Source organism: Streptomyces sp. PSU-S4-23 (assembly GCF_055632315.1).
On the sequence record NZ_JBVMUU010000002.1, the window covers coordinates 1813574 to 1838645 of the forward strand.

Annotated in this window: 28 protein-coding genes and 1 pseudogene; 12 read left to right on the forward strand and 17 right to left on the reverse strand. The window is 72.2% G+C overall.

The window, feature by feature from the left end:
* The first annotated feature begins 276 nt into the window (after positions 1–276).
* Together ACZ79I_RS09070 and ACZ79I_RS09075 are read left to right on the forward strand one after the other, a co-directional pair.
* Positions 277–1149 carry a glycerophosphodiester phosphodiesterase gene (locus ACZ79I_RS09070; RefSeq protein ID WP_471495854.1) on the forward strand — a complete coding sequence of 291 codons (873 nt, stop codon included), beginning with the start codon at positions 277–279 and terminating at the stop codon, positions 1147–1149.
* A 161-nt stretch (positions 1150–1310) separates the two neighbouring features.
* Positions 1311–1865: a methylated-DNA--[protein]-cysteine S-methyltransferase gene (locus ACZ79I_RS09075; protein ID WP_471495856.1), complete on the forward strand. Its 555-nt coding sequence runs from the start codon at positions 1311–1313 to the stop codon at positions 1863–1865.
* A gap of 66 nt (positions 1866–1931) precedes the next feature.
* Here ACZ79I_RS09075 and ACZ79I_RS09080 read toward each other — a convergent pair whose 3' ends face one another.
* Positions 1932–2360, reverse strand: a complete 429-nt coding sequence (locus ACZ79I_RS09080; RefSeq protein WP_471495858.1) for a VOC family protein — start codon at positions 2358–2360, stop codon at positions 1932–1934.
* A gap of 106 nt (positions 2361–2466) precedes the next feature.
* Between ACZ79I_RS09080 and ACZ79I_RS09085 the strand changes: the two genes are divergently transcribed.
* The 3 genes from ACZ79I_RS09085 to corA all read left to right on the forward strand — a co-directional run bounded on the left by ACZ79I_RS09085 (position 2467) and on the right by corA (position 5801).
* Positions 2467–3363, forward strand: coding sequence for a pseudouridine-5'-phosphate glycosidase (locus tag ACZ79I_RS09085; protein ID WP_471504837.1), 897 nt, complete (start codon positions 2467–2469; stop codon positions 3361–3363).
* On the forward strand, positions 3360–4250 hold the full coding sequence (locus ACZ79I_RS09090; protein WP_471495860.1) for a carbohydrate kinase family protein: 891 nt from the start codon (positions 3360–3362) through the stop codon (positions 4248–4250). The genes ACZ79I_RS09085 and ACZ79I_RS09090 overlap by 4 nt, the downstream gene beginning before the upstream one ends.
* Positions 4251–4673: 423 nt before the next feature.
* Entirely contained in the window at positions 4674–5801 is a 1128-nt protein-coding gene (gene corA / locus ACZ79I_RS09095; RefSeq protein ID WP_471495862.1) for a magnesium/cobalt transporter CorA, read from the forward strand.
* Positions 5802–5862: 61 nt separating this feature from the next.
* On the opposite strand, the gene ACZ79I_RS09100 is transcribed toward corA, so the two are convergent.
* From ACZ79I_RS09100 to ACZ79I_RS09110, 3 genes are all read right to left on the reverse strand, one after another.
* Complete coding sequence (locus tag ACZ79I_RS09100; protein ID WP_381083407.1) at positions 5863–6291, reverse strand: CBS domain-containing protein; 429 nt, start codon at positions 6289–6291, stop codon at positions 5863–5865.
* A 126-nt stretch (positions 6292–6417) separates the two neighbouring features.
* Positions 6418–6858 carry a PPOX class F420-dependent oxidoreductase gene (locus ACZ79I_RS09105; protein WP_471495864.1) on the reverse strand — a complete coding sequence of 147 codons (441 nt, stop codon included), beginning with the start codon at positions 6856–6858 and terminating at the stop codon, positions 6418–6420.
* Between the two features lie 70 nt (positions 6859–6928).
* Positions 6929–7570 (reverse strand): nucleoside/nucleotide kinase family protein, encoded by a 642-nt coding sequence (locus tag ACZ79I_RS09110; RefSeq protein ID WP_471495865.1) that lies wholly within the window; start codon positions 7568–7570, stop codon positions 6929–6931.
* A gap of 310 nt (positions 7571–7880) precedes the next feature.
* Between ACZ79I_RS09110 and ACZ79I_RS09115 the strand changes: the two genes are divergently transcribed.
* The 3 genes from ACZ79I_RS09115 (at position 7881) to ACZ79I_RS09125 (ending at position 11402) form a co-directional block, all read left to right on the forward strand.
* Positions 7881–9116, forward strand: coding sequence for an acyltransferase family protein (locus ACZ79I_RS09115; protein ID WP_471495867.1), 1236 nt, complete (start codon positions 7881–7883; stop codon positions 9114–9116).
* Between the two features lie 211 nt (positions 9117–9327).
* Complete coding sequence (locus ACZ79I_RS09120; protein WP_471495869.1) at positions 9328–9807, forward strand: anthrone oxygenase family protein; 480 nt, start codon at positions 9328–9330, stop codon at positions 9805–9807.
* 104 nt (positions 9808–9911) lie between these two features.
* Positions 9912–11402: a glutamate synthase subunit beta gene (locus tag ACZ79I_RS09125; RefSeq protein WP_471495871.1), complete on the forward strand. Its 1491-nt coding sequence runs from the start codon at positions 9912–9914 to the stop codon at positions 11400–11402.
* Between the two features lie 635 nt (positions 11403–12037).
* On the opposite strand, the gene ACZ79I_RS09130 is transcribed toward ACZ79I_RS09125, so the two are convergent.
* Entirely contained in the window at positions 12038–12292 is a 255-nt protein-coding gene (locus ACZ79I_RS09130) for a DUF397 domain-containing protein (protein ID WP_471495873.1), read from the reverse strand.
* Positions 12293–13153, reverse strand: a complete 861-nt coding sequence (locus ACZ79I_RS09135) for a helix-turn-helix domain-containing protein (RefSeq protein WP_471495875.1) — start codon at positions 13151–13153, stop codon at positions 12293–12295. It lies immediately after the preceding gene.
* 266 nt (positions 13154–13419) lie between these two features.
* On the opposite strand from ACZ79I_RS09135, the gene ACZ79I_RS09140 reads away from it, so the two are divergent.
* The 3 genes and pseudogenes from ACZ79I_RS09140 to ACZ79I_RS09150 all read left to right on the forward strand — a co-directional run.
* Entirely contained in the window at positions 13420–14145 is a 726-nt protein-coding gene (locus ACZ79I_RS09140) for an ATP-binding protein (RefSeq protein ID WP_471495877.1), read from the forward strand.
* Complete coding sequence (locus tag ACZ79I_RS09145; protein ID WP_471495879.1) at positions 14136–14594, forward strand: hypothetical protein; 459 nt, start codon at positions 14136–14138, stop codon at positions 14592–14594. The genes ACZ79I_RS09140 and ACZ79I_RS09145 overlap by 10 nt, the downstream gene beginning before the upstream one ends.
* Before the next feature lie 471 nt (positions 14595–15065).
* Positions 15066–15606: pseudogene (locus ACZ79I_RS09150) on the forward strand (ATP-binding cassette domain-containing protein); the annotation flags it as partial.
* Between the two features lie 23 nt (positions 15607–15629).
* Here ACZ79I_RS09150 and ACZ79I_RS09155 read toward each other — a convergent pair.
* The 10 genes from ACZ79I_RS09155 to ACZ79I_RS09200 all read right to left on the reverse strand — a co-directional run bounded on the left by ACZ79I_RS09155 (position 15630) and on the right by ACZ79I_RS09200 (position 23618).
* On the reverse strand, positions 15630–15803 hold the full coding sequence (locus tag ACZ79I_RS09155) for a hypothetical protein (RefSeq protein WP_381078591.1): 174 nt from the start codon (positions 15801–15803) through the stop codon (positions 15630–15632).
* Positions 15804–15930: 127 nt separating this feature from the next.
* A complete protein-coding gene (locus tag ACZ79I_RS09160) occupies positions 15931–16512 on the reverse strand; it encodes a TetR/AcrR family transcriptional regulator (protein WP_471495881.1) in 582 nt (193 codons plus the stop codon).
* Positions 16513–16543: 31 nt separating this feature from the next.
* A complete protein-coding gene (locus ACZ79I_RS09165; protein ID WP_471495883.1) occupies positions 16544–17263 on the reverse strand; it encodes an ABC transporter ATP-binding protein in 720 nt (239 codons plus the stop codon).
* Positions 17260–18384: an ABC transporter permease gene (locus tag ACZ79I_RS09170; RefSeq protein WP_471495885.1), complete on the reverse strand. Its 1125-nt coding sequence runs from the start codon at positions 18382–18384 to the stop codon at positions 17260–17262. Before ACZ79I_RS09170 ends, ACZ79I_RS09165 begins: the two co-directional genes overlap by 4 nt.
* Before the next feature lie 20 nt (positions 18385–18404).
* On the reverse strand, positions 18405–18716 hold the full coding sequence (locus tag ACZ79I_RS09175; protein ID WP_471495887.1) for an antibiotic biosynthesis monooxygenase family protein: 312 nt from the start codon (positions 18714–18716) through the stop codon (positions 18405–18407).
* A gap of 121 nt (positions 18717–18837) precedes the next feature.
* On the reverse strand, positions 18838–20211 hold the full coding sequence (locus ACZ79I_RS09180) for an amidohydrolase (RefSeq protein ID WP_471495889.1): 1374 nt from the start codon (positions 20209–20211) through the stop codon (positions 18838–18840).
* 652 nt (positions 20212–20863) lie between these two features.
* Entirely contained in the window at positions 20864–21595 is a 732-nt protein-coding gene (locus ACZ79I_RS09185; RefSeq protein WP_471495891.1) for a DUF7873 family protein, read from the reverse strand.
* Between the two features lie 40 nt (positions 21596–21635).
* Positions 21636–22418: a nucleotidyltransferase domain-containing protein gene (locus ACZ79I_RS09190; RefSeq protein WP_471495893.1), complete on the reverse strand. Its 783-nt coding sequence runs from the start codon at positions 22416–22418 to the stop codon at positions 21636–21638.
* The gene (locus ACZ79I_RS09195; protein WP_471495895.1) at positions 22415–22843 is read right to left on the reverse strand and encodes a hypothetical protein; all 429 of its coding nucleotides are present in this window, start codon (positions 22841–22843) and stop codon (positions 22415–22417) included. Before ACZ79I_RS09195 ends, ACZ79I_RS09190 begins: the two co-directional genes overlap by 4 nt.
* Before the next feature lie 73 nt (positions 22844–22916).
* Positions 22917–23618 carry a uracil-DNA glycosylase gene (locus tag ACZ79I_RS09200; RefSeq protein WP_471495897.1) on the reverse strand — a complete coding sequence of 234 codons (702 nt, stop codon included), beginning with the start codon at positions 23616–23618 and terminating at the stop codon, positions 22917–22919.
* A gap of 100 nt (positions 23619–23718) precedes the next feature.
* Between ACZ79I_RS09200 and ACZ79I_RS09205 the strand changes: the two genes are divergently transcribed.
* Positions 23719–24516 carry an RNA-binding S4 domain-containing protein gene (locus ACZ79I_RS09205; RefSeq protein WP_471495899.1) on the forward strand — a complete coding sequence of 266 codons (798 nt, stop codon included), beginning with the start codon at positions 23719–23721 and terminating at the stop codon, positions 24514–24516.
* A gap of 70 nt (positions 24517–24586) precedes the next feature.
* On the opposite strand, the gene ACZ79I_RS09210 is transcribed toward ACZ79I_RS09205, so the two are convergent.
* A complete protein-coding gene (locus ACZ79I_RS09210; protein WP_471495901.1) occupies positions 24587–25033 on the reverse strand; it encodes a DoxX family protein in 447 nt (148 codons plus the stop codon).
* Positions 25034–25072: the final 39 nt, after the last annotated feature.

Below are 25072 nucleotides of genomic sequence, written 5' to 3' on the forward strand. Positions count from 1 at the left end.
ACGCGGCTGCCCTTCCCACCCTGAAACGTCCCTGAACTCCGGAAATATCCCCGTCCCCAGGACCGTGACGACGGTCAGGGTTGCAGCAGAGCGTATGGCCCCCACCGGAACGGTCGAACGATTATCCGGCAAAGAATCACGGCGCTGCCGCACTTGTGCCGTGGCTGTGAGCGGCTTCGGGCAACTCCCGCCAATCTGTGGCCTTCCCGCACACGCTATTTTTACTCTCTGCTGTCACGATGACGCTTTCTGTAATCGACCCCGGCGAGGAGAAGCATGCACGCGCGCGTTGCCGCCGCCACGACCGTCGCCCTCTTCGGAGTCGGCGTCGTCATACTGCCCGCGGCGCAGGCCGGTGCGACCGCCCGTGACCGCCTGGCCGTCGTCTGCCATCGCGGGGCGTCCGCATACGCTCCCGAGAACACCCTGGCCGCCGTCGACCGAGCGGCCGCGCTCGGCTTCGGCTGGGTCGAGAACGACGTGCAACGCACCAAGGACGGGCGGCTGGTCGTCATCCACGACGCCACGCTGGCCCGCACGACCAACGTCGAGCAGGTGTTCCCGGGCCGAGCGCCCTGGAGGGTGAAGGACTTCACCGCCGGGGAGATCGGCCGCCTGGACGCGGGCAGCTGGTTCGGCTCCCGGTACGCGGGCGCGCACGTGCCGACGCTGACGCAGTACATGGAGCGCGTGTCACGCAACCATCAGAAGCTGGTTCTGGAGATCAAGAACCCGCAGCTGTATCCGGGGATCGAGCGCCAGATCCTCGGGCTGCTGGGCAGGGAGGGCTGGCTCGACCGCGGCCACCTCGGGAACCGGTTGATCGTCCAGAGTTTCAGCGCGGACAGCGTGCGGACCGTACACGGGCTGAGGCCCGGGATCAGGACCGCCTACCTGGGCACGCCGCGGGTGGCGGAGCTGCCGTCGTACGCGCGGTTCGCCGACCAGATCAATTCGGCCCAGGCGCCTCTCTCCGCCGGCTATGTCTCCGCGATCCACACGATCCGGGGACCGCACGCCAAGCCGATGAAGGTCTTCGCCTGGACCGTCGACCGCGCGGACGACGCCCGCCGCCTGGCCGGCCTCGGTGTGGACGGCATCATCACGAACACGCCCGACGTGGTCCGGCGAGCGCTGAGCGGCTCCTGAGCGGACGGGGACGGAGCGCGCGGAGGGGCGGGTGCGCGGAGGCCGGTGCGGGGACCGCCGCCCGGTCCGCGGCCGGTCTGCACCGGTCCGCAGCCGGTCCGCGCCCCGCTGTGTTGCCGGTGGCCCGCTGCGTTGTCAGTGGCTCGCCGTACGGTGGGCGCATGGACAGTCATGGGCAGAACGAGCAGCAGGTGGTGTGGACCGTCGTCGCCACCGGCATCGGTCCGCTGCTGCTGGCCGCGACGCGGGACGGCCTGGTGAACGTGGTGTTCCACGCGACGGACACCGTGCGCGACAAGGCGCTGGAGAGGCTCGCGTCCCGGCTCGGCGCCCGGCCGGTGGAGGATCCGGACTCCCCGCTCCTGGCCGAGGCGATACGCCAGGTGGCGGCATACTTCGCGGGTGAGCGCCACGACTTCGAGCTGCCCCTCGACTGGTCGCTGATCAGCGGGTTCAACCGCCAGGTGCTGCGCGAGCTGGCGTCGGGCGTGCCGTTCGGGACGGTGGTGGGGTACGGCGACCTGGCCGGGCGGGTCGGTCAGCCCGGCGCGGCCCAGGCCGTGGGGGTGGCGATGGGCTCGAACCCGCTGCCGGTGGTCGTGCCGTGCCACCGCGTGGTCGAGAGCGACGGCGGCATAGGCGGGTTCGGCGGCGGGCTGGAGACCAAGCGGAAGCTGCTCGCGTTGGAAGGGGTGCTGCCGGAGCCCCTGTTCTGAGCGGCTGCGCCGTGCCGCCCGTCAGCGTGTCCTCACACCCGAGGCGCCCCACGCGCACCCCTGCCCCTACTCGTAGTGACGTGCCTCGAAGACGTTCCCGTCCGGGTCCCGGAAGTAGAAGCTGCGCCGTGCCGCGCCCCTGGCTCCGAAGGCGTCGTACGAATAGCCCGAGACGGGTACGGCCTGCTCTTCCAGGCGGGCTCTCAGAGCCTCGAAATCATCTCCCGTCAGGGAGAGGCACACGTGGTTGACCGGATGACCCGCGCTCTCGGCGGCCCCGGGCACCATCGTCATGCGCTCCGCCAGCGAGAACGGGGCGAGGTCGAAGACGGTCTCGTCATTGAGCCGTACGGAGGGGAACGACACCTTCCCCGCGGCGAATTCAGCGACCCTGAGTGGCTCCAGCCCCACCGCCTCCTCGTAGAAACCGGCGGCTGCGACCGGGTCCCGGACCCAGAGGACGACGTGGTCGAGACGTGGCGAGTTGTCCGTCATGCCCCCAGGCTGATGCCGTGGGCCGCGACCCGCAAGGGTTTGGCCGGACGCGTCGCCCGCCAGAGATGAGGAAGGACCGACAGACAGGAGGCAGCACGTGCTGGTGATGTCCGAAGAGGTGCGGGAGGCGCTCGCCGCGCGCCGCCCGGTGGTGGCTCTGGAGTCGACGATCATCGCTCACGGACTGCCTCGTCCGCGCAACCTCCAGGTGGCCCTGGAGTTGGAGGGCGCCGTACGGCAGGAGGGTGCCGTACCGGCGACGATCGCCGTGCTGGACGGACGGGCCCATGTCGGGCTGGACAAGGAACAGGTGGAGCGCGTCGCGAACGAGGACGGGATCCGCAAACTGGGGCACCGCGACCTGCCGCTCGCGGTGGCGGCGGGTGCCAGCGGGGCGACGACCGTCTCCGCGACGGCCCTGCTGGCGTCCCTCGCGGGCATAAGGGTGTTCGCGACGGGCGGGCTCGGCGGGGTCCACCGGGAGTGGACGGTGAGCCAGGACGAGTCCGCCGACCTGCGTCTGCTGGCACAGACCAGGATCACGGTGGTGTGCGCGGGCGTGAAGTCGATCCTGGACGTGCCGGCGACGCTGCAGCGACTGGAGACCCTGGGCGTGGCGGTGGCCGGGTACCGCACGGCGCGCTTTCCGGGCTTCTACCTCTCCGACTCCGGGTATCCGGTCGACTGGACGCTGGAGTCGCCGGGGCAGGTAGCAGAGGTCATGCGTGCCCAGGATGCGCTGGACGGTCCCGAGTCGGCGCTCATCGTCGCGAATCCCGTCCCGGAGGAGGAGCAGCTCGATCCGGAACTCCACGCGCGCGTGCTCACCGACGCGCTGGCCGCCTGCAGGGAAGCGGGCATCACCGGTCAGGCGGTGACGCCGTTCCTGCTCGACCACTTGGTCCGGCACACCGACGGGGCGTCGTTGAGCGCCAATCTGGCGGCCGTCCGCGGCAATGTGCGGCTCGCGGCGCGGATCGCGGCGGCCTGGGCCGAGGCGTGAGCGGGGCACTGCTCGTCGTCGGGGACGTCGTCACGGATGTCGTCGCCCGCCACCTGGGGCCGCTTGCGGCGGGCACGGACACGGCCGCCGTCGTCCGGACGCTGCCCGGGGGCGCGGGTGCGAACGTGGCGTGCTGGGCGGCCCACCGGGGCTGCCCGGACGTGCGGCTGCTGGGACGCGTCGGGTCCGAGGCGGCCGCCTGGCACGAGCGGGAGCTGACGGCGGCGGGCGTCAGAGCACATCTCGTCATCGACCCCGAGGCGCCCACGGGGACGGTGATCTGCCTGGTGGACACGGGCGCCGCGGCGGAGCGGACCTTCCTCACGGACAGCGGGGCGTCGCTGCGGCTGGCCCCCGGCGACTGGTCGGACGCACTGCTCGACGGCGTCGCACGCCTGCACCTGTCGGGCTACCTCTTCTTCTCCGAACCGAGCCGGGAGCTTGTGACGGTGGCCGTCGAGGCCGCCCGCGCACACGGAGTGCCGGTGAGCGTGGACCCGGCTTCGGCGGGATTCCTCACCGAGTTGGGCGTCGACCGGTTCCTGGCGCTCGCCGACGGAGCCGACGTGCTGCTGCCCAGCCGGGACGAGGCACATCTGCTGACCGGGCTGCCCGATCCGGCGGACGCGGCGGCCAAGTTGAGCCGCCACGTTCCGCTGGTGGTGGTCAAGCAGGGCGCGGAGGGGGCACTGGTGGCCGTGTCGGGGAAGGTCAGGTCGCGGATCCCGGCGATCGCCGCCGTCCCCCGGGACACGACGGGCGCGGGCGACGCGTTCACCGGGGCGTTCCTGGCGGCGCTGCTCGCGGGGGCGGAGCCCGAAGAGGCCGCGGCGGAGGGGTGCAGGGCGGGAGCGAGAGCAGTGGAGAAGGTGGGAGGCAGGCCATGACAGACCTGCGGGGCGCGGAACGGCGTGCCGGCCTCCGCGCCCGCGTCGCAGGTGCGTGCCCCCGCCGGGGCGCGCACGGGCTGTGTCACCCGCCAACCGCCCCTTCCGCTCAGCCCGACCGCGACGGTCGCTGACACCTTGCCTGCCGACCTCGCAACGCCGAACACACGACACGGAACACACGACACGGAACACAGCGTACGCAACTGGCAACTCGGGACTCGGGACTCGGGACTCGCCACCCGGAACGGTCGCGGCGAGCTGGCACCGCGCCACCGCGGCACCGGCCTCACCGAGCCCGAACTCCTCAGCCGAAGCGGAATGTTCCTTATCCACAGGCTTTTCCGGCAATCGGCGCGGACTGGCAGACTGGCTCGCGAAGGCGCGGATGCGGCGCGAGGAGATCCACGCAGGGAGATCCAGATGTCCATGGCAGGGAATCTGCGGAAGGTCAGGGGCCTCAGCAAGGTCGGCGGCTTCCGCAAGGTGGCACGGTTGGCGCGGCGTCGTCCACGCGTTGATCTGAGTCACCCCGCCCGGTCACCACTGGGCTCCGCGGTGGTCAACTGCGTGACGTACAAGGACGGTGTGCGCATCCCCGGCGACGGCGATCTGTTCGAGACCGTCGAGCGGGTCCGCAGGAGCGACCACGGGTTCGTCTGGCTCGGGCTGCACGAACCGACCGTCGAGGAGTTCGCGGGTGTGGCCGAACTCTTCGACCTGCATCCGCTGGCGGTCGAGGACGCGGTCGAAGCCCATCAGCGCCCGAAGCTGGAGCGGTACGGGGACACGCTGTTCGCGGTCTTCAAGACCGTGTGCTACGTGGAGCACCAGGAACTGACCGCGACGAGCGAGGTGGTGAACACGGGCGAGATCATGGTGTTCGTCGGGCCTGCCTTCGTCATCACGGTGCGGCACGGACGGCACGGTTCGCTCGGCCCGCTGCGTGAGGAACTGGAGACCGAACCGGACCAGCTCGCAAAGGGCCCCGGCGCGGTCCTGCACGCGGTCGCGGACCATGTGGTGGACGAATATCTGCACGTCACGAACGCGGTGCAGGAAGACATCGACCAGGTCGAGGCCGATGTCTTCGCGGAGAACGGCGCGCGGGCCGATCCCGGGCGCATCTACCAGCTCAAGCGTGAACTGCTGGAGCTGAAGCGGGCCGTGACTCCGCTGGACCGTCCCATCCAGGAGCTGGCGACCCGGCCGGTCCGCGCGATCGACCCGGAGATACAGGCGTACTTCCGGGACGTCTCCGACCATCTGCTGCGCGCCATCGAGCAGATAGCCGCCTCGGACGAACTGCTCAACTCGATCCTGCAGGCGCATCTCGCGCAGGTCAGCGTCGCGCAGAACGAGGACATGCGGAGGATCACGGCCTGGGCCGCACTGATCGCGGTGCCGACCATGGTCACCGGGGTGTACGGCATGAACTTCACCTACATGCCGGAGTTGCGCTGGAGGTTCGGCTATCCGCTGGTCCTGGTCGTGATCGCCGTCGCCTGCGTCGCCCTGTACCGGGGGTTCAAGCGCAACGGCTGGCTGTGACCGCGGCGCGCTCCTCGCCTGGTGCGTCGGGCCGGACGAGGAGCGGCGGCGAGCGGGCCGGTCAGTGGGACGGGGTCCGGGCGTAGACGGTCTCGACCCACATGGCGAGCTGGTCCTCCGTCAGATGCTGGGCGAGGTCCGACTCGCTGATCATGCCGACGAGACGCTTGTTCTGGATGACGGGAAGCCGGCGGATCTGGTGCTCCTCCATCTCATGGAGCACTTCGCTGACATCGGCGTCGGCGTTGATCCAGCGCGGCGTTCCCTTCGCCATCTGGCCCGCTGTCACGCGTGAGGGATCGTGGCCCATGGCCACGCAGCCGACGACGATGTCGCGGTCGGTGAGGATGCCGCAGAGCCGTTCGTTCTCGTCGCTGATGGGCAGCGCACCGACGTTGAGTTCGCGCATCAGCTGGGCGGCGCGGTCCAGGGTCTCGTGGGCGGGGATCCACTGGGCACCACGATGCATGATGTCTCCGGCGGTGGTCATGGAGTACCTCCCGGTGCCGGACGGCCGGCGCGGCACGGGACGCACCGCATGTCCCGGCGTCCTCAATTCTCGCCGGGTCCCCGGTGAAACGCACCTGGAACGTCGTGGTCGCGACGGCGCCCGCGCTCAGGCCGGGAAACGCACGATCTTCCGCGGGACCACACGGACGATCACACGGACCTCGTCGTCCTTCTCCGCGGGAGGGTCGATGCCCAGGTACTTGTGCGAGAGCTCGTGCGGGAGGCGCTTCTGCGGGTCGGGCAGGATCTCGGCGACGCCGCGGATCTCGACCGAGGTGTAGGGGTCGGCGAGGTCGAAGACGGAGAGGCTGACGCGGGGGTCGCGGCGCAGGTTGCGCACCTTCTGGCGGCGGTCGGTCGAGGAGAAGAGGACGGTGTCGCCCTCGCGCTTGATCCAGACCACGGAGTTCTGCGGGGCGCCGTCCGGGCCCAGCGTGGCGACGCCGGCGAAGTTCCTGGCGTCGAGGAGGGCGCGGACGGACTCGTCGAAGGAGACCGAGGCGGTGGAAAGGGCCGAAGAGCCGGAGGGACCGGAGGAGGGCGTCATGGGATCATCATAATTACATGCATGCGCATGTAAAGTCGGTGCGGGACGGAATGCGGGACGGGACGCGCGATCAGCCCGTCCACGCCGGGTGGCGCGGGTCGTCCGCGCGGATGAGTACGTCGGCGACGGCACCCGGGTCCGTCTCCGCCTCGTAGCGCACGAAGGCGGGGAGGGTCCAGTGCTCGGACTCGGGGGTGCGGCGGCGGAGGGCACCGGGCGAGAGGAGTACGTGGACGGTCAGGTCAAAGGGGAACCAGTGCCGCAGGAGGAGGGGACCATGGAGCAACAGGATTCCGCCGGGCGGGAGTTGGACGTAGGGGCTGCGGGTGGCACGGTCGGTGGCCGGGTCCCACAGGTCGGGCAGGACGCGGCCGTCGCCGCCGGGTTCGAGATGGCCGAACACCTCGCGCCACAGGGCTCCGGTGTCGAGCCAGCCGTCGTAGTAGGAGTCGGGGTCCCGGTGGCCGTGCTCGAAGCGGAGGGACGCGGGTCGCAGAAAGCCCTCCGCGCCCACGACGAGCGACGACCGGCCGCGTATCCGCAGCGCGCCGGACACACGGCGGGCGAGGTCACCGGGGCGCGCGGCCGGAGCACCGTCGAAGGCGACGCGTGGCCAGGAGCTGCCGTCGACGGGCTTCACATCGAGCAGCCGGTCAGCGAGGAGGTCGCCGAGCCGTTCCCAGGTGATCGCTTCGAGTCGCACAGGGCCCATGATGCCGCGCCGCGGCGGCGGAGACCCGGCACGGCGGCTGCCGGGCCCCGCCCGCGACATCGCGCCGGGGCCGCGGCCTGCCGCATCCGGCGTCGCACTGTAGGCCCTGAGGGCACGGGTGGGACTCGGTTGAACTGCTCAGCCGAACGCCACGTACCAGTCACTGTGGGTGGCACCGTGCCGCCCGGCGCACCGCCGGGGAAACGGGTCGGCGGGGCATGCGCCTGTCGCAGGTTGCATCGTGCGGCCACTGCCTGGGCTTCGGCGGCGTGCGGCAGACGCGGGGCCCGGAAAGGATTGGACGATTCCAGTGGATCCGAGCCATCCGGTCAGCGGCGCTCTCGGCCTGGCCGCCCCCGCAGGGCAGGAGGAGAGGGCGAGCGAAGCACACGTCCGCCGGCACATGCTGGGCCTGGATGGTCTCCGCGGCCTGGCGGCACTCTATGTGGTCCTGTTCCACTGCTGGTTGTACACGTTCCCCGGTTATCCCGACAGTTCGGCGCCTCCGTGGCTGGACGTGCTGATGTTCGGGCGCGTCGCCGTCGTCTTCTTTCTGGTGCTGTCCGGCTTCTCCCTGGCGATCTCCCCGGCGCGTCACGGTTGGCGGTCGGACGGCGCCGCCCGGTTCCTGCGCCGGCGCGCCTGGCGCATCCTGCCTCCCTACTGGGCGGCGCTGGCGATGAGCCTGGTCATGTCCTGGTTCGTGGTGCCGGCTTCGCGCTTCGGACCACCTACCGGCGCGTCCATGCTGGTGTACGGCCTCGTTGCCCAGGACGTGTTCACCGCCCCCACACCGAACGGCGCATTCTGGTCGATCGGAGTAGAGGCCGAACTCTATGCCCTCTTCCCCCTCCTCCTTTTTGTTCGGCGGCGGTGGAGCGCGGTGGTCCTGGTCGCCTGCGTGACACTTCCGGTGATCGCCCGTGGCCTGACGGCGGCAGACGCATCCCCCGTGGAGGGAGACAACTGGCTGGCTCCGCATCTGGCCCCCGTGTTCGTTGCAGGGATGATGGGCGCAGGGGTCGTCGTTGCGTCGGACAGAGTCCGGCGCCTGCCGTGGGGACGGTTCGCCGTCCTGGCCGCCATGCCTGTCCTGGCTCTCTGCGTCATCCGGGGTTCCGTGTGGACGGTGCACCACTACTTCTGGGTGGATCTCTCCATTGCTCCGGCCATGACGATGCTGCTCGCCGCGGTCGCCACGGGCAGACCCGCCGTCCTCGTACGGCTCCTGACCGCGCGCCCCGTTCGGAGCCTCGGCGGCTTCTCCTACAGCCTGTACCTGGTCCATCTCCCGATCGTCATGGCCGTGATTCGCCGGGTGGCCCCGCATTTCGTACCGTCCGGCCTGCCGACGTTCTGGTTCACGCTTCTCCTGGCCCTGCCGGTTTCGATGCTTTGGGCATGGCTGTTCTCGCGGATCTTCGAGATGCCCTTCAAACGGAACAGGTCCTGGAAATCCATGATCGCACTGGGTCGTTCCCACTGGACGGGTATGAGCGCGAAAGGCCGTCAACGGCTCTATGGGGGGCGACCTCGCGAGAACTGACGGTGTGCGCCGCGGGCCGGGCGCTGTCGCCGGGCGCTGTCGCCGGAGCCCGTGACGGCCGCGGTCCGGGGCGAGACGGGCCCGGTGGACGCTTGCGCATGCGCCCGCACCGGCCGCGTATGGTCACCGATCCGATACCGGGCTTCACTTGTAGTGATGGGCCGGGGCGGGAAGGATCTCCGGGTTCCGGGGGATCGACGCGGGAGCCGACATGATCGATGGGCCGTACTTCGTACTGACCGTGCTGGGGGTGCTCGGCACCGGGCTGACGGCAGGGGTGTTCTGCGGGTTCTCGACCTTTGTGATGAAGGGGCTCGGCTCGCTGCCGCCCGCCCAGGGTGTGGCCGCGATGAACGCGATCAACAGGGCCGCCGTGTCACCGGCGTTCATGATCGTGTTCTTGGGGTCGGCCGTGGTCTGCGCCGTCCTCGCCGTGGTGACGTTCGTGCTGTGGCCCGACGACGGCACGGTCGGACTGCTGACGGGCAGCGCCCTGTATCTGATCGGCGGGTTCGGTGTGACGGCGGTCGCGAACGTGCCCCGCAACGAGGCGCTCCTGCGGATGGACCCCGGGTCCCCCGAGGCGGCCGTGTACTGGCGCACCTACGTGAGCGAGTGGACCCTGTGGAACCACGTCCGCACGGTCGCGTCGGCCGGAGCGGCAGTGTGCTACGCCCTGGCCCTCAGTTAGCCCCGAGGCCCACGCAGACGCCCCGGTGACGAGGGGCGCGGCCCGTGCGATGACGTCGTATCGTGGCACGAGACGGTCCCGTATGCGTAGCAAGGGGGACGGTCATGGCCGATCCCAAGGGTTTCCTGACCACGCCCCGGGAGGAATGGCCCCGCAGGCCCGTCGAGGAGCGGGTGCGGGACTGGAACGAGGTGTACGTCCCGGGTGCGCTGCTGCCGATCATCAGCAGGCAGGCGAATCGCTGCATGGACTGCGGGATCCCTTTCTGCCACGAGGCCTGCCCGCTCGGGAATCTCATCCCCGAGTGGAACGACCTGGTCTCGCGCGAGGACTGGCGGGCGGCCGGCGACCGGCTGCACGCCACGAACAACTTCCCCGAGTTCACGGGGCGGTTGTGTCCGGCGCCGTGCGAGGCGGGGTGCGTGCTCGCCATCAACCAGCCCGCGGTCACCATCAAGAACGTGGAGGTGGCCATCGCGGACCGCGCCTGGGAGGAGGGGTTCGTGCCGCCGCGTCCGCCGGAGCGGCTGTCGGGGCGGACCGTCGCGGTGGTCGGATCGGGGCCCGCGGGCCTCGCGGCGGCCCAGCAGCTCACGCGCGCCGGGCACACGGTGGCGGTGTACGAGCGGGCGGACCGCGCCGGAGGGCTGCTGCGCTACGGGATACCGGCGTTCAAGATGGAGAAGCGGCATCTCGACCGGCGGCTGGAGCAGATGCGCGCCGAGGGGACGAAGTTCCGTACGTCGACGGCCATAGGGCAGGAGATCGGGGCCGCCGAGTTGCGGGCGCGGTACGACGCCGTGGTGATCGCGACCGGCGCCACCGCCTGGCGGGAACTGCGGGTGCCCGGGCGGGAGCTGGCCGGGATCCAGCAGGCGATGGAGTACCTGCCGCTGGCCGACCGGGTGTGCGAGGGGGACCTCGGTGTCTCACCGCTGTCGGCGGCGGGGAAGCACGTCGTGATCGTGGGCGGCGGGGACACCGGTGCCGACTGCCTCGGCACGGCGGTGCGCGAGGGGGCCGCGTCCGTGACCCAGCTCGACATCTATCCGCAGCCGGAGCCGGAGCGGAACGAGGACACCGAGCCGTGGCCGACGTATCCGAAGATCTACCGGTTGTCCGCAGCGCACGAAGAGGCGCGCGATCTGCGGTCGGCGCCCGCGGCGGACACGGACGCGCGGCTCTTCGCGGCGTCCACGCTCCGCTTCACGGGGGATGCCGGCGGGCATGTACGGGCGCTGCACCTGGTCGAGGTGGACGAGCGGCGGCGGCCGCTGCCGGGCAGCGGGCGGACGCTCCGCGCCGACCTCGTGCTGCTCGCGCTGGGCTTCTGCGGACCCGACCACGGGGACGGGCTGATCGAACAGCTCGGGCTCGCGCTCGACGGGCGCGGGAGGATCGCGCGGGACGCGGACTTCGCGACGAACGTCCCCGGCGTGTACGCCGCCGGGGACGCCGCGCGCGGGCAGTCGCTGATCGTCTGGGCGATCGCCGAGGGACGGGCGGTCGCGGCGGCGGTGGACCGGCGGCTCACGGGCGGTGCGTCGCGCCTTCAGGCGCCGATCGGTCCGTACGACCGGCCGATGAGGGTGTAGCCGGGACCGCGCCCGCCGGTGACCGGCCGTCCGCCGCCCGGGCCGGCACCGAACCCTGCCGGCCCCGCCAGAGCCGGAAGCCCGGCGGCTCCCGGCAGCCCCCGTACGACGGCCGTCGGCGGCGGACGGCGCAGTGCGTACGCCAGACGGCGCAGTGCGTACGCCAGACGGCGCAGTACGCCTCCCTGCGAACGCGTTACGGCCCCCGACGGCGCCGTGCGCCCCCAGAGCACCGTGGGACGTCCGGCGCACGCGCAGGCGTCCCACGGCGCAGGGTCCCGGTCGAGGTCCAGGACCTGCTTGGCCGCCCTCCATGACGGCGACGGCGGCCGGGTCGCGCACATCGGCCCGCAGAGACGCGGTCACCGCCGTGGACGTGCCGCGCAGCAGCGCCTCCGCGTGGGCAGCCACGGCGGGGGTCGTTGTCGCGGTGGACGACGCGAGCGCCGCCGGGGTGCCAGTCGTGCACGCAAACCGGGTGGCGCTCGCCGGTGTCGACGGCCACGGCGTCCCGGGCGGGTTCCTGCCCGGTCATGAGGAACTCCGTGCGCCTGTGGGGGGAATCAGTACTCAAGTGAATGCCAAGTCAGGGGTGTGGATATCAACGTGCGTGCGGGGCACGCAGAACACGGGAGTCAGGAGAGCAGGAAGTCCGCCTCCCCGGCCTTGGCCCCTTCGATGAACGCGGTCATCTCCGCGGAGGTGTAGATCAGCGCGGGCCCGTCCGGGTCGGTGGACTGGCGGACGGCTATCCGGCCGTCGGCGAGCTTCATCGCCTCCAGGCAGTTGCCGCCGTTGCCTCCGCTCCACGGCTTGTGCCAGCCCTCGCTGCCCAGTTCGCGGGAGGGCATGCCGTTGTAGACGCGCTTGCGCGGCGTGATGCGTTCCATTCACAGCTCCTTGCGGAGATCCCCGAGGATCTCCTTCGTGCGTTGTGCCGTAGCGGCCTGGGCCGCCATGCGGTCCATGACCTCGAGGTGGGTCGCCACCTCGGCGCGCGCGTCCAGGTAGACGGCACCGGTCAGGTACTCGCTGTAGACCATGTCCGGCAGTTCTGACATGGCAAATCGGAACAGTACGAAGGGCCCGTAGGTGCCGGGGTGCGGGCCCGAGGAGAACTCGAGCACCTGCAGCGTCACATGGGGCAGCTTCATGATCTCCAGCAGCCTGTCGACCTGGGCGCGCATGACCTCCGGGCCGACGACCGGACGGCGCAGCGCGGTCTCGTCCATCACGGCCCAGATGTGGGGAGCGTCGTCACGCGTGAGCAGCTCCTGGCGCTGCATGCGCAACGCCACGTGGCGTTCGATGTCCTCGGGTCTTGTCTGCCCGATGGCGCCCGACCTCAGGACACCCCGGGCATACTCCTCGGTCTGCATGATGCCGGGCACGAAGTGGGGCTCGTACTGGCGGATGAGTCCGGCCGCGCCCTCCAGGCTGACGTACATCGAGAACCAGCCCGGCAGGATGTCGTGGAACCGCTGCCACCAGCCCGGTCTGTTGGCCTCCTCGGCCAGCCGGACGAATGCGTCGGCCTCCTCGTCGCCCACCCCGTACGCCTTGAGCAGCAGTTGCAGATACGGGATCTTGAGACCGACCTCCGCGGTCTCCATGCGGCGGACGGTGGCGGGGGCGACACGCAGGATGGCCGCGGCCTCCTCCCGCTTGAGGCCCGCGCGCTCGCGCAGGTCCGACAGGCGTCGCCCGAGGACGACCTGACCCACCGTCGGCGCCGATCGCGGCTCGCTCATCTCACACCTCCTCCCGTCCTCCGGTGTTCCGGCGCTCTGCACGACGACGCCGTGCCCGGCCCTCTTCGCACCGCCTCCGCGCCCGGGTTGGCCTGCGATCCACAAGGTCCTCGGGCGGGCGCGGGGCCTGACGACCTGTACTTGAAACCTTAACTGCCGTCGCCCGGCGCATTGTTGCGAGCAGTGTGCCACGGCCCTTCACCGCGTCACACCGCACTCTGCAATTTTCAGAGTGGCCCTTGCCAAGTGTTCACGCCGGGGAGATAGTGGCAAGCGTGATTCCGTCCGCGCCGTTAGGAACAGACGCCGCGGACCGGTTCGGGCCGGTCCGCGCCCCAGGGTTGCGCCCCGGCGCGGCCGCCGAGCGCCGGTTCCGCTTCGAACTGGCCGCGCAACCGGGCTCCGTCGCACGGGCCCGCCGGCTGACGCGTGCCCGGCTGTCCGGCTGGGAGGTGTGCGAAGACACGTGCGACGCGGCCGCCTTGGTGGTGTCCGAACTGGTCACCAACGCGATCGTGCACACCGCCGGGGAGTTCGTCGTCTGCGAACTGCACGACGAAGACGGCCTGGTGCGCATAGCCGTGCGCGACGAGGGCTGCGCTCCGGGCGAGCCGCACCCCGCCCCGCAGCGCCCCGAGGAGGAGCACGGAAGGGGACTGCTTCTCGTCTCGGCCCTGTGCCGGGCCTGGGGGGCCCAGGAGGCGGGCCCCGGGCTCGTGGTCTGGGCCGAGCTGGCCCGGGAGGCCGAGCAGCCGGCGTCCGGCGAACGGCCTCGCGCCGCGCAGCCGTCCCGGGACCTGTCGTGTTCCGGCGACAGGTCCCGGGCGACCGAGGACACCGCCGCGCGGTCCGACCTCGGCTGGAGCGCGAAGAAGCCGCCGGCGGACGGAGGCGCCCGCTCCGACCTGGGCTGGAGCGCCAAGAAACCCCCGGCGGACAACCGGGGTTCCGGGGCCGGGGCGCCCCGCGGAACGGGGACCGCATGGGTGTGAGGGGTACGCAGGCCACAGGACCCGGGACCGCGCAGGTCCTGACCCTGGACTCGCTGGTCCGCCTCCGGCGGGCACAGCGGACGTCCGCGACGGTGTCCAGACGCCTCCCCCTGCCCGAGGACATGGCCGTTCCGCTCGGCTTCGACGCGGTGGCCGTGCCCGCCCACTACGGCCCCCTGCTGCTGCCCCGGCTGCCGCGGGTGGGGTGCGTGTACGCCGACCCGGCCGACTGGTGGTGGATCGTGCCGTCGGACTCCGATGTCGCGCTGGAATGGCCGGCGCCCGCGCGGTACGCCACGGGAGCGCTCGTGCCGCACGCGCCGGGCACCCCCGGGCTCATCCACCGGCCGGACGGCACCGTCCCCTACACCCCGCCCATCCCCCTCTATCTGGCACTGTGCCGCATCACGGGCACGACGCCGGCGTGGTCGCGTCCGCTCAGCGCGTGACGGTACGGCCGTCCGGCCACCGCGTATGAGGCGCGTGCGCCCCGCGGCCTCCCCTGCCCGAAGACCGCCGCTCGTACCGAAACTCCGTCGCCGGGGCGGGGGACGAGCTGCCTCCCTGGGGAGATCTCGTTCGTCCGCACTCGGGGGAAGTCATGCGTGGCGAAGAAGTCCGGCGCGAAGAAGTCCGGCTAGAAGAATGCCGATGAGACGGGGCTGCCGACGTCCGAGTCGGAGTCACTGCTCTTCGGCGGTCCGCTGCGCTGCGACACGGGCTGGTCGCAGCACTCCGACGCGTTCCTGGAGCTGAACTTCCGGGCCGTGGTCGCCCGGCTGCCGTCGCTGCTGGCGGCGAGCTTCCGGCTCGCCTGGCAGGCGGACCGGCCGGCCGCCCGGCTCGTTGGGCGCCGAGGCGGGCCGCGGCGTCGCGCAGGCGGTGACTCTGCTGGCGGTCAACTCCGTGCTGACGCGTAGACGGCGCTGGTCGAGCTCCTCGCCGGGCTCTACGCGCCCGACCGCGGCCGGATCCTGTGGGACGACGTCGACGCGGCGTCCGCCGACCGGCAGCGGCTCGCCGAGCCCATCGCGATGGTGGCGCAGGACTTCCAACGGTGGCCGTGCACGGCGCGCGTCGACGTCGCGGTCGGGCGTACGACCGCTCCCCTCACCGAAGAGCGTCTCGCCTCCTCGGTCGCCCAGGCCGGAGCCCAGGACGGCTGGGTATCGCGCGGGCCGCCTACCGGCACGGACAGATTCTGATCGTGGACGAGCCCACGGCGGCCCTCGACGCCCGGGCCGAGCCGGAGGTCTTCGAGAAGATCCGGGCGCCGGCGGGCTCGGGCCAGACGGTGATCCTCATCACGCACCGGCCGGCGTACGTCCTGGAGCAGGGGTGCCTCGTCGAGTCCGGCGCCCCGGACGACCTGCTCGCGTCGGGCGGCGTGTACGCGGAGCTGTACGCGCCGCAGGCGCGGAGCAGTTCGCGGCGAAGGTTCCCTTCCGGGAGTCCGGCTGAGGCCGGCTGAGCTGAGGGACGGCTCACTCGGCGGCGTCGGCCCCCCGGACGATCACCAGGAACGCGTCGGTCGCGAGGTCCATGACAACCTCCGCGGGCTGCCCCTCCAGGCGGCGCGCCTGCGCGTACTCCTCCGCCGGCCACGAGCCGCGCGGCCCGCCGGCGGGAAAGCGCGCCAGCACCGTTCGCCCGTTCACCCTGTACCTCCTTGTGGCCTCGCTCCCGGTCCGTCGGCCGGTCCGGATCGGCTCGTAGAGTCAAACGCCTTCTCCGGGGTGAACGGCTCGTGCCGTGACGGTACTGAGACCCATTCGACACGGGCCGTCAGCCGGCGGACCCGATGCCGTGGTGGATCAGATCGAGGGTGCGGCCGATGACGTCGGCGGGCCGGGCGCCCTGCTCGACGGCGCCCATGGCGGCCTGGAGGAGGCCGCCGATCAGCCGCGCGGTCAGCTCGGGGTCCACCGGGTCCCGCTCGGCGATCGCGGCCAGCAGGGGGGCGGCGTGCTGCTGGTGCAGTTCGTGGACCCGGTTGCGGCACTCGGGGGGCAGGTCGGCGTGCATCAGGGCGGTGGCCGGGCGGTGCATCCCCGTCGCGGCGAGGTGCAGTTCGGCGGTGATGTAGGCGTCGATGCGCGCCAGGGGCCCCTCGATCCCGTCCAGGGCCTGGCCGACGGCGGCGTCCGCCTCGGTGAAGGAGTCCTCGACGATGGCGGCGATGAGCGCGGCGCCGGACGGGAAGTACTGGTAGAAGCTGGAGCGGGCCAGGCCCGCGCGGGCGCCGACCGCCGCCGGTGTGACGCCGGCGGCGCCCTGTTCGACGAGGATGTCGACGGCGGCCCGGACCAGCGCGGCGCGTTGCTGGGCGCGGTGCTCGGCAACGGTGGCGGCGCTGATCTTGGGCATCGTGCGGCAGCTCCTCGCGGCTGGGAACGGTTCAGCTCAGACGGCCGTCGCGGAGGGTCAGGACCCGGTCGGCCGCATCCATTATCTCGGTGTCGTGGGTGACCATGACCGTCGCGGTGTTGTGGGCGCGGGTCTGCTCGGCGAGCAGGTCGACGACGTCCCTGGCGCGGGCACGGTCGAGGGCAGAGGTCGGCTCGTCGACGAGCAGGACGTCCGGAGCCGGCATCAGGGCGCGGGCCAGCCCCACGCGCTGGCGCTCACCTCCGGAGAGCTGGTGCGGACGGTGGCCGGCGCGTTCGGCCATCCCCACCGCGGTCAGGAGTTCGTCCGCCCGCGCGCGGGCCGCCGCGTCGAGCCGCCCGCCGAGATGCGCCGGGAGCAGCAGTTGCTCGCGGGCGGTGAGCGAGGCGAGGAGGTTGGCGTGCTGGAAGACGTAACCGATGTGGCGGCGCCGGTGGGCGGTGCGCTGCTTCTCCTTGAGCGTGGTCAGGTCGGCTCCGGCGACGTGGATCCGGCCCCGGGTGGGGACCTGGAGTCCGCCGGTGACGGCCAGCAGGGTCGACTTGCCGGAGCCCGAGGGGCCGACCACGGCGACGAACTCGCCGGGCCGCACCTCCAGGGTGACCTCGTCGAGGGCGGTGACCTGCTGGTCGCCGCTGCCCAGGAGCACGGTGACGTCGGCCAGTCGCAGCGTCGCGGTCCCGCCCGGGTCCGGGTCGGTGCTGAGGGTGTCGGTTGCGGGCGTGTTCATCGGTGTGCTCCGAGCGCGGTCAGGGCTTCGACGCGGGTGATGCGGCGTACGGCGACGGCGGCGCCGGCGAGGCCGAGGACGATGAGCAGGGCGGCCGCGGCGGCGACCTGTGGGGCGCGCAGGGAGAACGGCGCGGAACCGCTCATGGCGCTGCCCAGGGCCACGCCCACCGCGGTCCCGGCGGCGGTCGCGGCTATGAGGACGACGGCGGCCTGGGTCAGCGCGTCGCGCAGGATGTACCCGGTGCCGGCCCCGATCGCCTTCAGCAGGGCGATCTCCTGGCCGCGCTGGATGGTCCAGACCGTGAAGAACGAGCCTACGACCAGGGCGGAGATGGCGTAGAGGAAGCCGCGGATCAGGGTCATGGTGCTGGACTCGGCCGCATACCCGGGAGAGGCGTTGTAGGTGCCGGCCTTGTCCACGGTGTGGGTGCCGAGCCGGCGGTCGATCGCCTGGACGTCGGCACCGGGGGCGAGTTGCAGCGCCACGGTGGTCGCCTGCCGGGTGGCCGCCTCCGGGAGGGGGCCGGAGAGCCCGTAGTGGAGCCGCTGCCACAGGGGCAGGGGCGCGTAGACGACGCCGACGTGCCCGAAGGAGGCGTGGCCGACGGTGCCGACGACGGTCAGCGGGGTGCCCGCCTGCCCGGCGATCAGCCGGTCGCCGACCTTGACGCCTTCCTTGGCGATCTCCTGGCTGATGAGGATGCCGTCGGCGCGGGCGGTCAGCGGCTTGCCGGTCAGTGGGGCGGGAGCCAGGAACCCGCCCGGTTGCACGCCGAAGACCGCGAGGTCCAGTTGCCTGGCGCCGTCCGGGGTGCCGGCCGTCCGGGCGTGGACGAGCTGGTTGCCGAAGGGCTCGGCCCGGGTGACTCCGTGCTGGGCCGCCCATGTCTGCCAGGTGCGTGCGGTGACGGTGGAGCGGGAGAACAGTTCACCGGTGGCCGACTTGTCGAAGGCCATGTGCGTCACCGGGAGCGTGCGCAGCGCGGAGACTCCGGCGTCGGCCAGGCCGCTGGCCAGACCCGAGAGGATCACACCCAGCACCGCGATCAACGCGACCACGGCACCGACGAGGGCGAAACGACCGCGGGCGAACCGCAGGTCGCGCAGAGCGAGAAACATCGAACCACTCCGCCTTCGGCTCAGGCGCCGACGGCGGCGACGGTGTCGAACGCCTCGACCACACCGGCCGCGCCCTGGCCGGCTCCGCCGGACGCCCCGCCGTGCGCGGCGCGGAAGGACTCCGACTCCCTCCAGGCCGCGAAGGCGTCCTCCGACGTGAACTCCATGACCGCGACATACGGGGCACCGGCCGTGCGCGGGCGCAGCAGCCGTGCGCCGACCAGGCCCACCACACCGTGCAGCGTCTGGTTCATGCTCTGCGTGAAACGCTCCTCGAACGCCGCCGCCCGTTCGGCGGGGACGTCGATCCGGTTCATCACCGTGTACACCACGGGAAACCACCACCTCATGACTCGCACCCGCCGGCATCTTGCCGACGGTGGTGTCAGCATCATAGGCCGTTTTCCAGACACTCATGTCGGCAAGATGGGTCCGGGCCGGATGCCGGGGCGATCAGGTGTCGTACTCCTGGATCCGCGTGCCGTGGCCGCGGTCGACGAGCGCGGGCAGCCGCTGGCCCAGCTCCCGCACGGTGGCCGGGACGTCGACGGTCAGCAGCTCGCGGTCGCGCATGAGGACGCGCCCGTCGACGACGGTGGTGCGGACGTCCGCCGCTCGGGCGCTGTGCACGAGGGTGGCGGCGAGGTCGTGGACGGGCTGGGTGTGCGGTCCGGTGAGGTCGACCAGCACGATGTCCGCGCGGCGTCCCGGGGCGATGCTGCCGATACGCTCACCGAGCCCGACGGCACGGGCGCTCTGCAGCGTGGCGTGGTGCAGGGCCTGACGTGAGGTCAGCCAGCGTGGGTCGCCCTCGGCGGACTTCTGTGCCAGGGAGGTCAGCGCCATGGACTCCCAGACGTCCAGCGAGTTGTTGGAGGCGGCGCCGTCCGTGGCGAGTCCCACCGGGACGCCGATGGCGCGCAGGGCCCGTACCGGGGTCGTGGTGGGCCAGGCGAACTTGAGGTAGCCGCGGGGCGCGGTCGCCACGGCCACGTCCCCGGCCGCCCGCTCCAGCACGGGCAGGTCCCGCTCGACGATCCCGGTGCCGTGCGCGATGAGCAGGTCCGTGTCGAGGAGTCCGGCGGCCTCCAGGACCTCGATCGGTGTACGGCCGTGCCGCGCCAGGCTGGTGTCGGTCTGCTCACGGTTCTCGGCGGCGTGGATGTGCACGGCCAGGCCGTGCTCGCGGGCGAGCGCGGCGGTGGCGGCCAGGTCCGCGTCGTGCACGGTGTACGGGGCGTGCGGGGCGAGCGCGGTGGTGATGCGGCCGCCGGCGGCGCCCCGGTGGCGCAGCGCGAACTCCAGCGACCTCTCACGCCCTCGCGGGCCCTGCGAGGAGAAGTACGCCTCGCCCAGGTGCGCGCGCAGTCCGCTGCCGGCCACGACGGCGGCGACGACGTCCATGGAGAAGTAATGGTCGGCGAAACAGGTGACGCCACCGCGGATCATCTCCGCGCAGGCGAGCCGGGCGCCCAGTTCCACGTCCCTGGCGGTGAGGTTGGCCTCGATGGGCCAGATGCGGTCGTTGAACCACTCCGCCACGGGCAGGTCCTCGGCGATCCCTCGCAGGGCGGCCATCGGGGAGTGTGTGTGGCAGTTGATCAGTCCGGGCAGCGCCACCTGGCCGCGTGCGTCGATGCGTTCGGCCGCGGGGCGGTCGTGTACGTCCCCGGCGGGCGTCACCGATTCCACCGTTCCGTCCCGGACGACGATCGCGGCGTCCTCCGCGAAGCCGATCCGCTCGTGCTCGTCGTGCACGAGGACGGTGCAGCCGGTGATGACGAGGTCGGCGGGAGCGGGCGGCCGGTCGGCCGGGGTCGGCGTCATGAACCCCACCGTACGGGGCCCGTCGGCGCCGTCACCGTGTCATACGGCCGGCGGCGGGCCTGGGCTGCCGCCGGCGCCGGGTCCGGTGTGCCTGCGCCGCTCTGCGAGTTCGTCGAGGAGTACGGCGAGCGGTTCGCGGTGGCGTGGCGGCAACCGCCCGCTGGGTCCATGCCGTCCGTATGGCGGCCGCGGGCGGGGAGTTCGAAGGCCGGCGCACGGCAGCGCTCTTCGGGCCGTGGCCCTGGGCTGACGAAGGCGGGCCCGAGGGCGTAGCCGGCCCCCGGGCCCTGTAATGCCGCCCATGTGGGCACGCCGGCACGCTTGAGGACCCAGGTCAGTCGTCATGTCGCCGCGTCCTGCCTTTGGACCACCGCGCATCGAGCTGCGCGGGCTGGACTTGAACCAGCAATTCGGCGTCCCGGGGCCTGGGCCCGGTCGATCCGGCGATCGGCGGCGAATGCTGAGTCTGGAGCGAGAGTCTGAGATTGATCGCGGTCTGCCTCTGCCGGATTGGGCTACCGCGGCAAGGATCTGTGCCGCGGGGAGGACTCGAACCTCCACTCGAACCGCGCCGTCACGACAAGCTTCAGCTTCAGCTTGCGCTCCTCGCGCACCCCGGCCGTCGTGCACGGTGGCCGGGGAGTTCCTGAGGCTACCCGAACAGGTAGCCGAACACGGCGTCCCCGACGCGCTGGTCGACGACGTCCGCGCCGTTCGCCTCCTCCCGGGCGAACTTGACGGCCTGCTGCAGCTTCTCCGCCCGGTCGAGGAGCTCGTTCACGCGCCGCGCGGGCAGTGCGCCGGAGAACTTCACCGTCGTCCAGTATCCGACGGGCACGTCCTCGTAGTACACCTCGACCTGGGCGGGGTGCTTGTCGGTGGCCTCGGCCTTGACGTGGTTGCGGGGCACCTTCTTCGTGCGCACGGTCCGTACCGGCTCCGTCTTCCAGGAGTCGGTGGACGGGTCCTGCACCCAGGACTCGGAGGCGTCGAGGACCGGCAGCTTGCGGACGAACGTGATGAGGTCGACGAGCTGCTTCTCCAGGAAGAGCAGATACGCCACCGGGACGTCGGCGATGAGCACGCGCCCGTCGACCGTCACATCCGCGGTGGCGGAGCAGTTGGCCCAGTCCTTCGTGGCGGTCACGTCGAACAGCCGCGTAAGGGTCGCCGCGGTCTGCCGCAGCACGTCCTCGGCCTTGACCTGAACCCGCGTGGACTCGGGCGGCAGCTGCTCGCCCTCTTCGTCCTTCGGCTGGTACGTACGCGAGATCCCGGCCAGCAACGCGGGCTTCTGCAGCCCGTGGTGAGCGGCCGTCAGGTCCTGATGGGACTTGGACTTGATGCCCTTCTCGACTGCGATGATCTGATTGAGTTTCGCCACGCCGAGACCGTAGCAGCGGGCCGGCCGGGGTTTCGAAGGATTATCGGCCGTCCGTCTCCCCCGCGGAGGCGAGCACGCTCTCGAAGAGGTCCTCCCCCGACGCCAGAGCCCTTGCGAGCGTGTCCGGTTCGGCGCTCAGCCCCGCCACGAGCGCGTCCGTCTGCCGCAGCCCGGCCCGCTCCAGCAGCCTCTTCTCGTTCGTCACCCACTGCCCGCGTGCCGCCAGCGCCGCGTGCCCGGCCTGCACGGCCGCCGTGGCGAGGGCGCCGGCGACCTCGGTGAGGCGGGACTTCGGGGCGTGGTTGGCCTTCGCGTACGCGAGCGTGGCACGGGCCGTTCCCCGCCAGCGTTCGGCCGCGGAGGCGCGCAGCTTCCGCGGGTACGCCTCCGGGCGCGGGAGCGTGCCCCGCAGCGCGCGGTTGACCGCCAGCTCGGCGACGATCAGATAGCTGGGGATGCCGGCGAGATGGAAGAGCAGCGGCTCCACGTGGAAGCGGCCCTCCCCGGCCTCCGCCAGCTCCCGCTCCACGACGTCGAGATCGCGGTAGTGGACGTCCACTCGGCGGCCCTCGACGGTCAGCCAGGCCCCGCCGTTGAAGACTCCGCCGCCCCAGCCGCCGATCTCGGAGACCTCGCCGGGCCAGCCGACGGCCCGGAGGCCGGCGGGGTCGAAGTCCGGCCCCCGGTAGTAGACGGCGAGGTCCCAGTCGCTGTCCGGGCGGTGGGTGCCTTCCGCCCGGGAACCGCCGAGCGCGACGGCCCCGACCCCGGGGAGGGCCGCGAGACGGTCGGCCACCGCGTCGAGGAACGTCTCGTCGTTCATGCTCGCCCGCGGTCGTCCTTGATGGTCAGATCGCCCATCTTGTTCACCTGGATGACCGTGCCGTGCTGCTCCCCGCCGCTGATGATGTTGGTCCCTCTGGCCCCGGTGTCCGTCCCGGGCGCCAACTCGTCCAGCAGCGACCGGAGTTCGGCGAGAGCCTGCGGGTCGTTGCGCAGGGTGCGGCGCAGCCGGCTGCGCCACTCGTCCTGGACGTCGGACACGGTCTCGGCGTCACCCGCCTCCCTCGCGGCGACCAGAACCGTGCGGGAACGCTCCAACTCCCCCTGGACGGCCTCCTCCTCATCGGCGCGCCGGCGGGCGAGTAAGGCGGCGACCCGGTCCCGGACCTGCGCCCACCCGTCGGTCACCATCTGTGCCACCAGCGTCGTCGCACCGGCCACCGCGAGCTCCGTCAGTTCGTCCACCGTTCCCCCTTCGTCACGGCCACGACCACCCACCGTAGCCCGCCGACGCCGGCACGTCGGTGGAGATTCCGGACTACGGCGCGACCGGCAGCGCCGCCGCCCCGGCCGCCGTGCGCAGCACGTCCCGCAGCATCGCGGGGGTGAGCCGTCCCGTGAAGGTGTTGCGCTGGCTGACGTGGAAGCAGCCGAACAACTCCAGCCCGTCCAGCGTCACCCGGACCCCGTGCCCGAAGACGGGACGCGGCCGGGGCACCGTCCAGCCCGCCCCGGCGAGCGCGGTCAGCGCGGACTGCCAGCCGAACGCGCCCAGCGCGACCACCGACCGCAGGGACGGCCGCAGCAGCCGCAGCTCCTGTACGAGCCACGGCCTGCAGGCGTCCCGCTCCCGGGGGGTCGGCTTGTTGGCGGGCGGGGCGCAGTGCACGGGCGAGGTGACGCGCACCCCGTGCAGTTCGAGGCCGTCGCCCGGGGCCACCGACGTGGGCCGCGATGCCAGTCCCACGGCGTGCAGGGCCGCGTACAGCACGTCACCGGACCGGTCCCCGGTGAACATCCGCCCGGTCCGGTTGCCGCCGTGGGCCGCGGGCGCCAGACCGATGACGAGCAGCCCGGCGTCCGGCGGCCCGAAGCCCGGCACCGGCCGGCCCCAGTAGGTCTGGTCGGCGAACGCGGCGCGCTTGGTACGGGCCACCTCCTCACGCCATGCGACCAGGCGCGGGCAGGCCCGGCATCCGGTGATCCGCTCCTCCAGCACGGCGAGGCTGCTGCTGTCCATGGCCCCACCGTAGGGCCCGGCGGGGGAGCGCGCGGGCCTCGGTGGGGTCGCGCGCAAAACGGGTCCGAGCCGGCCGGCTCAGGGGGCTAAGGTCGGAAGCATGGCTGCTGAAGGTGCGGACGACGACAAGACGGCCGGGGCCGGCGGGACCGGGGCGGCGGCCGCGATGGGCCGGGGAGCCGGGGCGCGCCGGGCTGGGGAGGCGAACCGCGGGGAGGCCGGCGCGGGTGAGGAGGATCGGGTGAGCGACGCGCATGGCGCGGCCCGCGCGCAGGCCGGCGATCTGCGGAGCGGCGGGCCTGCGTCCGGGGGCGCCGGGACCGCCGGGACGAAGGCCGGGGACGCGAAGACCGCGGCCGCGGTGGCCGCCGCCGCGGCGGCCGGTCCGTCGAACGGCGAGAGCGTGCGCGTCGACAGCTGGATCTGGTCCGTGCGGCTCGTGAAGACGCGTTCGATGGGTGCCGCCGCCTGCCGGGGCGGGCATGTGCGGGTGAACGGCGAGCGAGTGAAGCCCGCGTACTCCGTGCGGGTCGGTGACGAGGTGCGGCTGCGGCACGAGGGCCGGGAGCGGGTCGTCGTGGTGACGCGGCTGATCCGCAAGCGGGTGGGGGCTCCCGTGGCCGTCCAGTGCTACGTCGACAACAGCCCGCCCCCGCCGCCCCGCGAGGCCGTGGCCCCGGCCGGAATCCGTGATCGCGGTATGGGCCGCCCCACCAAGCGGGACCGCCGCGAGATGGAGCGTCTGCGCGGTCTGGGAGCAGCACCGGGCAGCCCCTCCGCCGGCTTGGGCGGCTACGGCGCCCCGGGCCGGTCGGGGGGCCAGAGCCGGTCGGGAGGGCAGGGGCGCCCGGGAGGCCGGGGTCGGTCCGACGGCCGGAACGGCTCCGGCGGGCTCTGACCGGAGGCGGCGGCTCCCCCGGGGGCGGAAGACGGGGCACCGGAGCGCCGTGGCGCATCCCGGTGCCTGGCTATGCCCTGCCGCGTACGAGGCGTACCAGGTCCGCGGTGCGGTGCCGTCGGGCCCACGCGATCACGGCCAGCGGCACGATGAGGATCAGCGGGGTCGCCGCGTTCTGACCGTCGAAGACGGTGAGCTGCACGATGAACGCGCCCACCATCAGCGCGGACAGCGCCACCGCCGCGACCGACGACAGCAACGGGATCACCAGCGCGATCGCACCGGCCAGTTCGAGCGTGCCGATGGTGTACATCCCCGCGCTCCCCCAGCCGATCTTGTCGAAGGACTCGGCGGCGGACGGGTGCGCGATCAGCTTGGGCAAGGCGCTGGCGACGCCGTAGAAGAGCGCGAGGACGATCTGCAGGGCACGCAGCGAGATCTCGGCACGCCGGCCACGGCTGTGGTGGTGGCGCACCGACGGGGCGGCAGGGGTGTTGTGCGGGGTGGTCTCGGACATGGGGTTCTCCTGTGGGAAGCAGGTCCTCGGTGCTGTGCT

Excerpts from the sequence above, each read along its gene's own strand:
- ACZ79I_RS09070 (WP_471495854.1), top strand. The coding sequence starts at position 277 with ATGCACGCGCGCGTTGCCGCCGCCACGACCGTCGCCCTCTTCGGAGTC.
- ACZ79I_RS09075 (WP_471495856.1), top strand. The coding sequence starts at position 1,311 with ATGGACAGTCATGGGCAGAACGAGCAGCAGGTGGTGTGGACCGTCGTC.
- ACZ79I_RS09080 (WP_471495858.1), bottom strand. The coding sequence starts at position 2,360 with ATGACGGACAACTCGCCACGTCTCGACCACGTCGTCCTCTGGGTCCGG.
- ACZ79I_RS09085 (WP_471504837.1), top strand. The coding sequence starts at position 2,467 with ATGTCCGAAGAGGTGCGGGAGGCGCTCGCCGCGCGCCGCCCGGTGGTG.
- corA (WP_471495862.1), top strand. The coding sequence starts at position 4,674 with ATGTCCATGGCAGGGAATCTGCGGAAGGTCAGGGGCCTCAGCAAGGTC.
- ACZ79I_RS09100 (WP_381083407.1), bottom strand. The coding sequence starts at position 6,291 with ATGACCACCGCCGGAGACATCATGCATCGTGGTGCCCAGTGGATCCCC.
- ACZ79I_RS09105 (WP_471495864.1), bottom strand. The coding sequence starts at position 6,858 with ATGACGCCCTCCTCCGGTCCCTCCGGCTCTTCGGCCCTTTCCACCGCC.
- ACZ79I_RS09110 (WP_471495865.1), bottom strand. The coding sequence starts at position 7,570 with ATGGGCCCTGTGCGACTCGAAGCGATCACCTGGGAACGGCTCGGCGAC.
- ACZ79I_RS09120 (WP_471495869.1), top strand. The coding sequence starts at position 9,328 with ATGATCGATGGGCCGTACTTCGTACTGACCGTGCTGGGGGTGCTCGGC.
- ACZ79I_RS09125 (WP_471495871.1), top strand. The coding sequence starts at position 9,912 with ATGGCCGATCCCAAGGGTTTCCTGACCACGCCCCGGGAGGAATGGCCC.
- ACZ79I_RS09130 (WP_471495873.1), bottom strand. The coding sequence starts at position 12,292 with ATGGAACGCATCACGCCGCGCAAGCGCGTCTACAACGGCATGCCCTCC.
- ACZ79I_RS09135 (WP_471495875.1), bottom strand. The coding sequence starts at position 13,153 with ATGAGCGAGCCGCGATCGGCGCCGACGGTGGGTCAGGTCGTCCTCGGG.
- ACZ79I_RS09145 (WP_471495879.1), top strand. The coding sequence starts at position 14,136 with ATGGGTGTGAGGGGTACGCAGGCCACAGGACCCGGGACCGCGCAGGTC.
- ACZ79I_RS09160 (WP_471495881.1), bottom strand. The coding sequence starts at position 16,512 with ATGCCCAAGATCAGCGCCGCCACCGTTGCCGAGCACCGCGCCCAGCAA.
- ACZ79I_RS09165 (WP_471495883.1), bottom strand. The coding sequence starts at position 17,263 with ATGAACACGCCCGCAACCGACACCCTCAGCACCGACCCGGACCCGGGC.
- ACZ79I_RS09170 (WP_471495885.1), bottom strand. The coding sequence starts at position 18,384 with ATGTTTCTCGCTCTGCGCGACCTGCGGTTCGCCCGCGGTCGTTTCGCC.
- ACZ79I_RS09180 (WP_471495889.1), bottom strand. The coding sequence starts at position 20,211 with ATGACGCCGACCCCGGCCGACCGGCCGCCCGCTCCCGCCGACCTCGTC.
- ACZ79I_RS09190 (WP_471495893.1), bottom strand. The coding sequence starts at position 22,418 with ATGAACGACGAGACGTTCCTCGACGCGGTGGCCGACCGTCTCGCGGCC.
- ACZ79I_RS09200 (WP_471495897.1), bottom strand. The coding sequence starts at position 23,618 with ATGGACAGCAGCAGCCTCGCCGTGCTGGAGGAGCGGATCACCGGATGC.
- ACZ79I_RS09205 (WP_471495899.1), top strand. The coding sequence starts at position 23,719 with ATGGCTGCTGAAGGTGCGGACGACGACAAGACGGCCGGGGCCGGCGGG.
- ACZ79I_RS09210 (WP_471495901.1), bottom strand. The coding sequence starts at position 25,033 with ATGTCCGAGACCACCCCGCACAACACCCCTGCCGCCCCGTCGGTGCGC.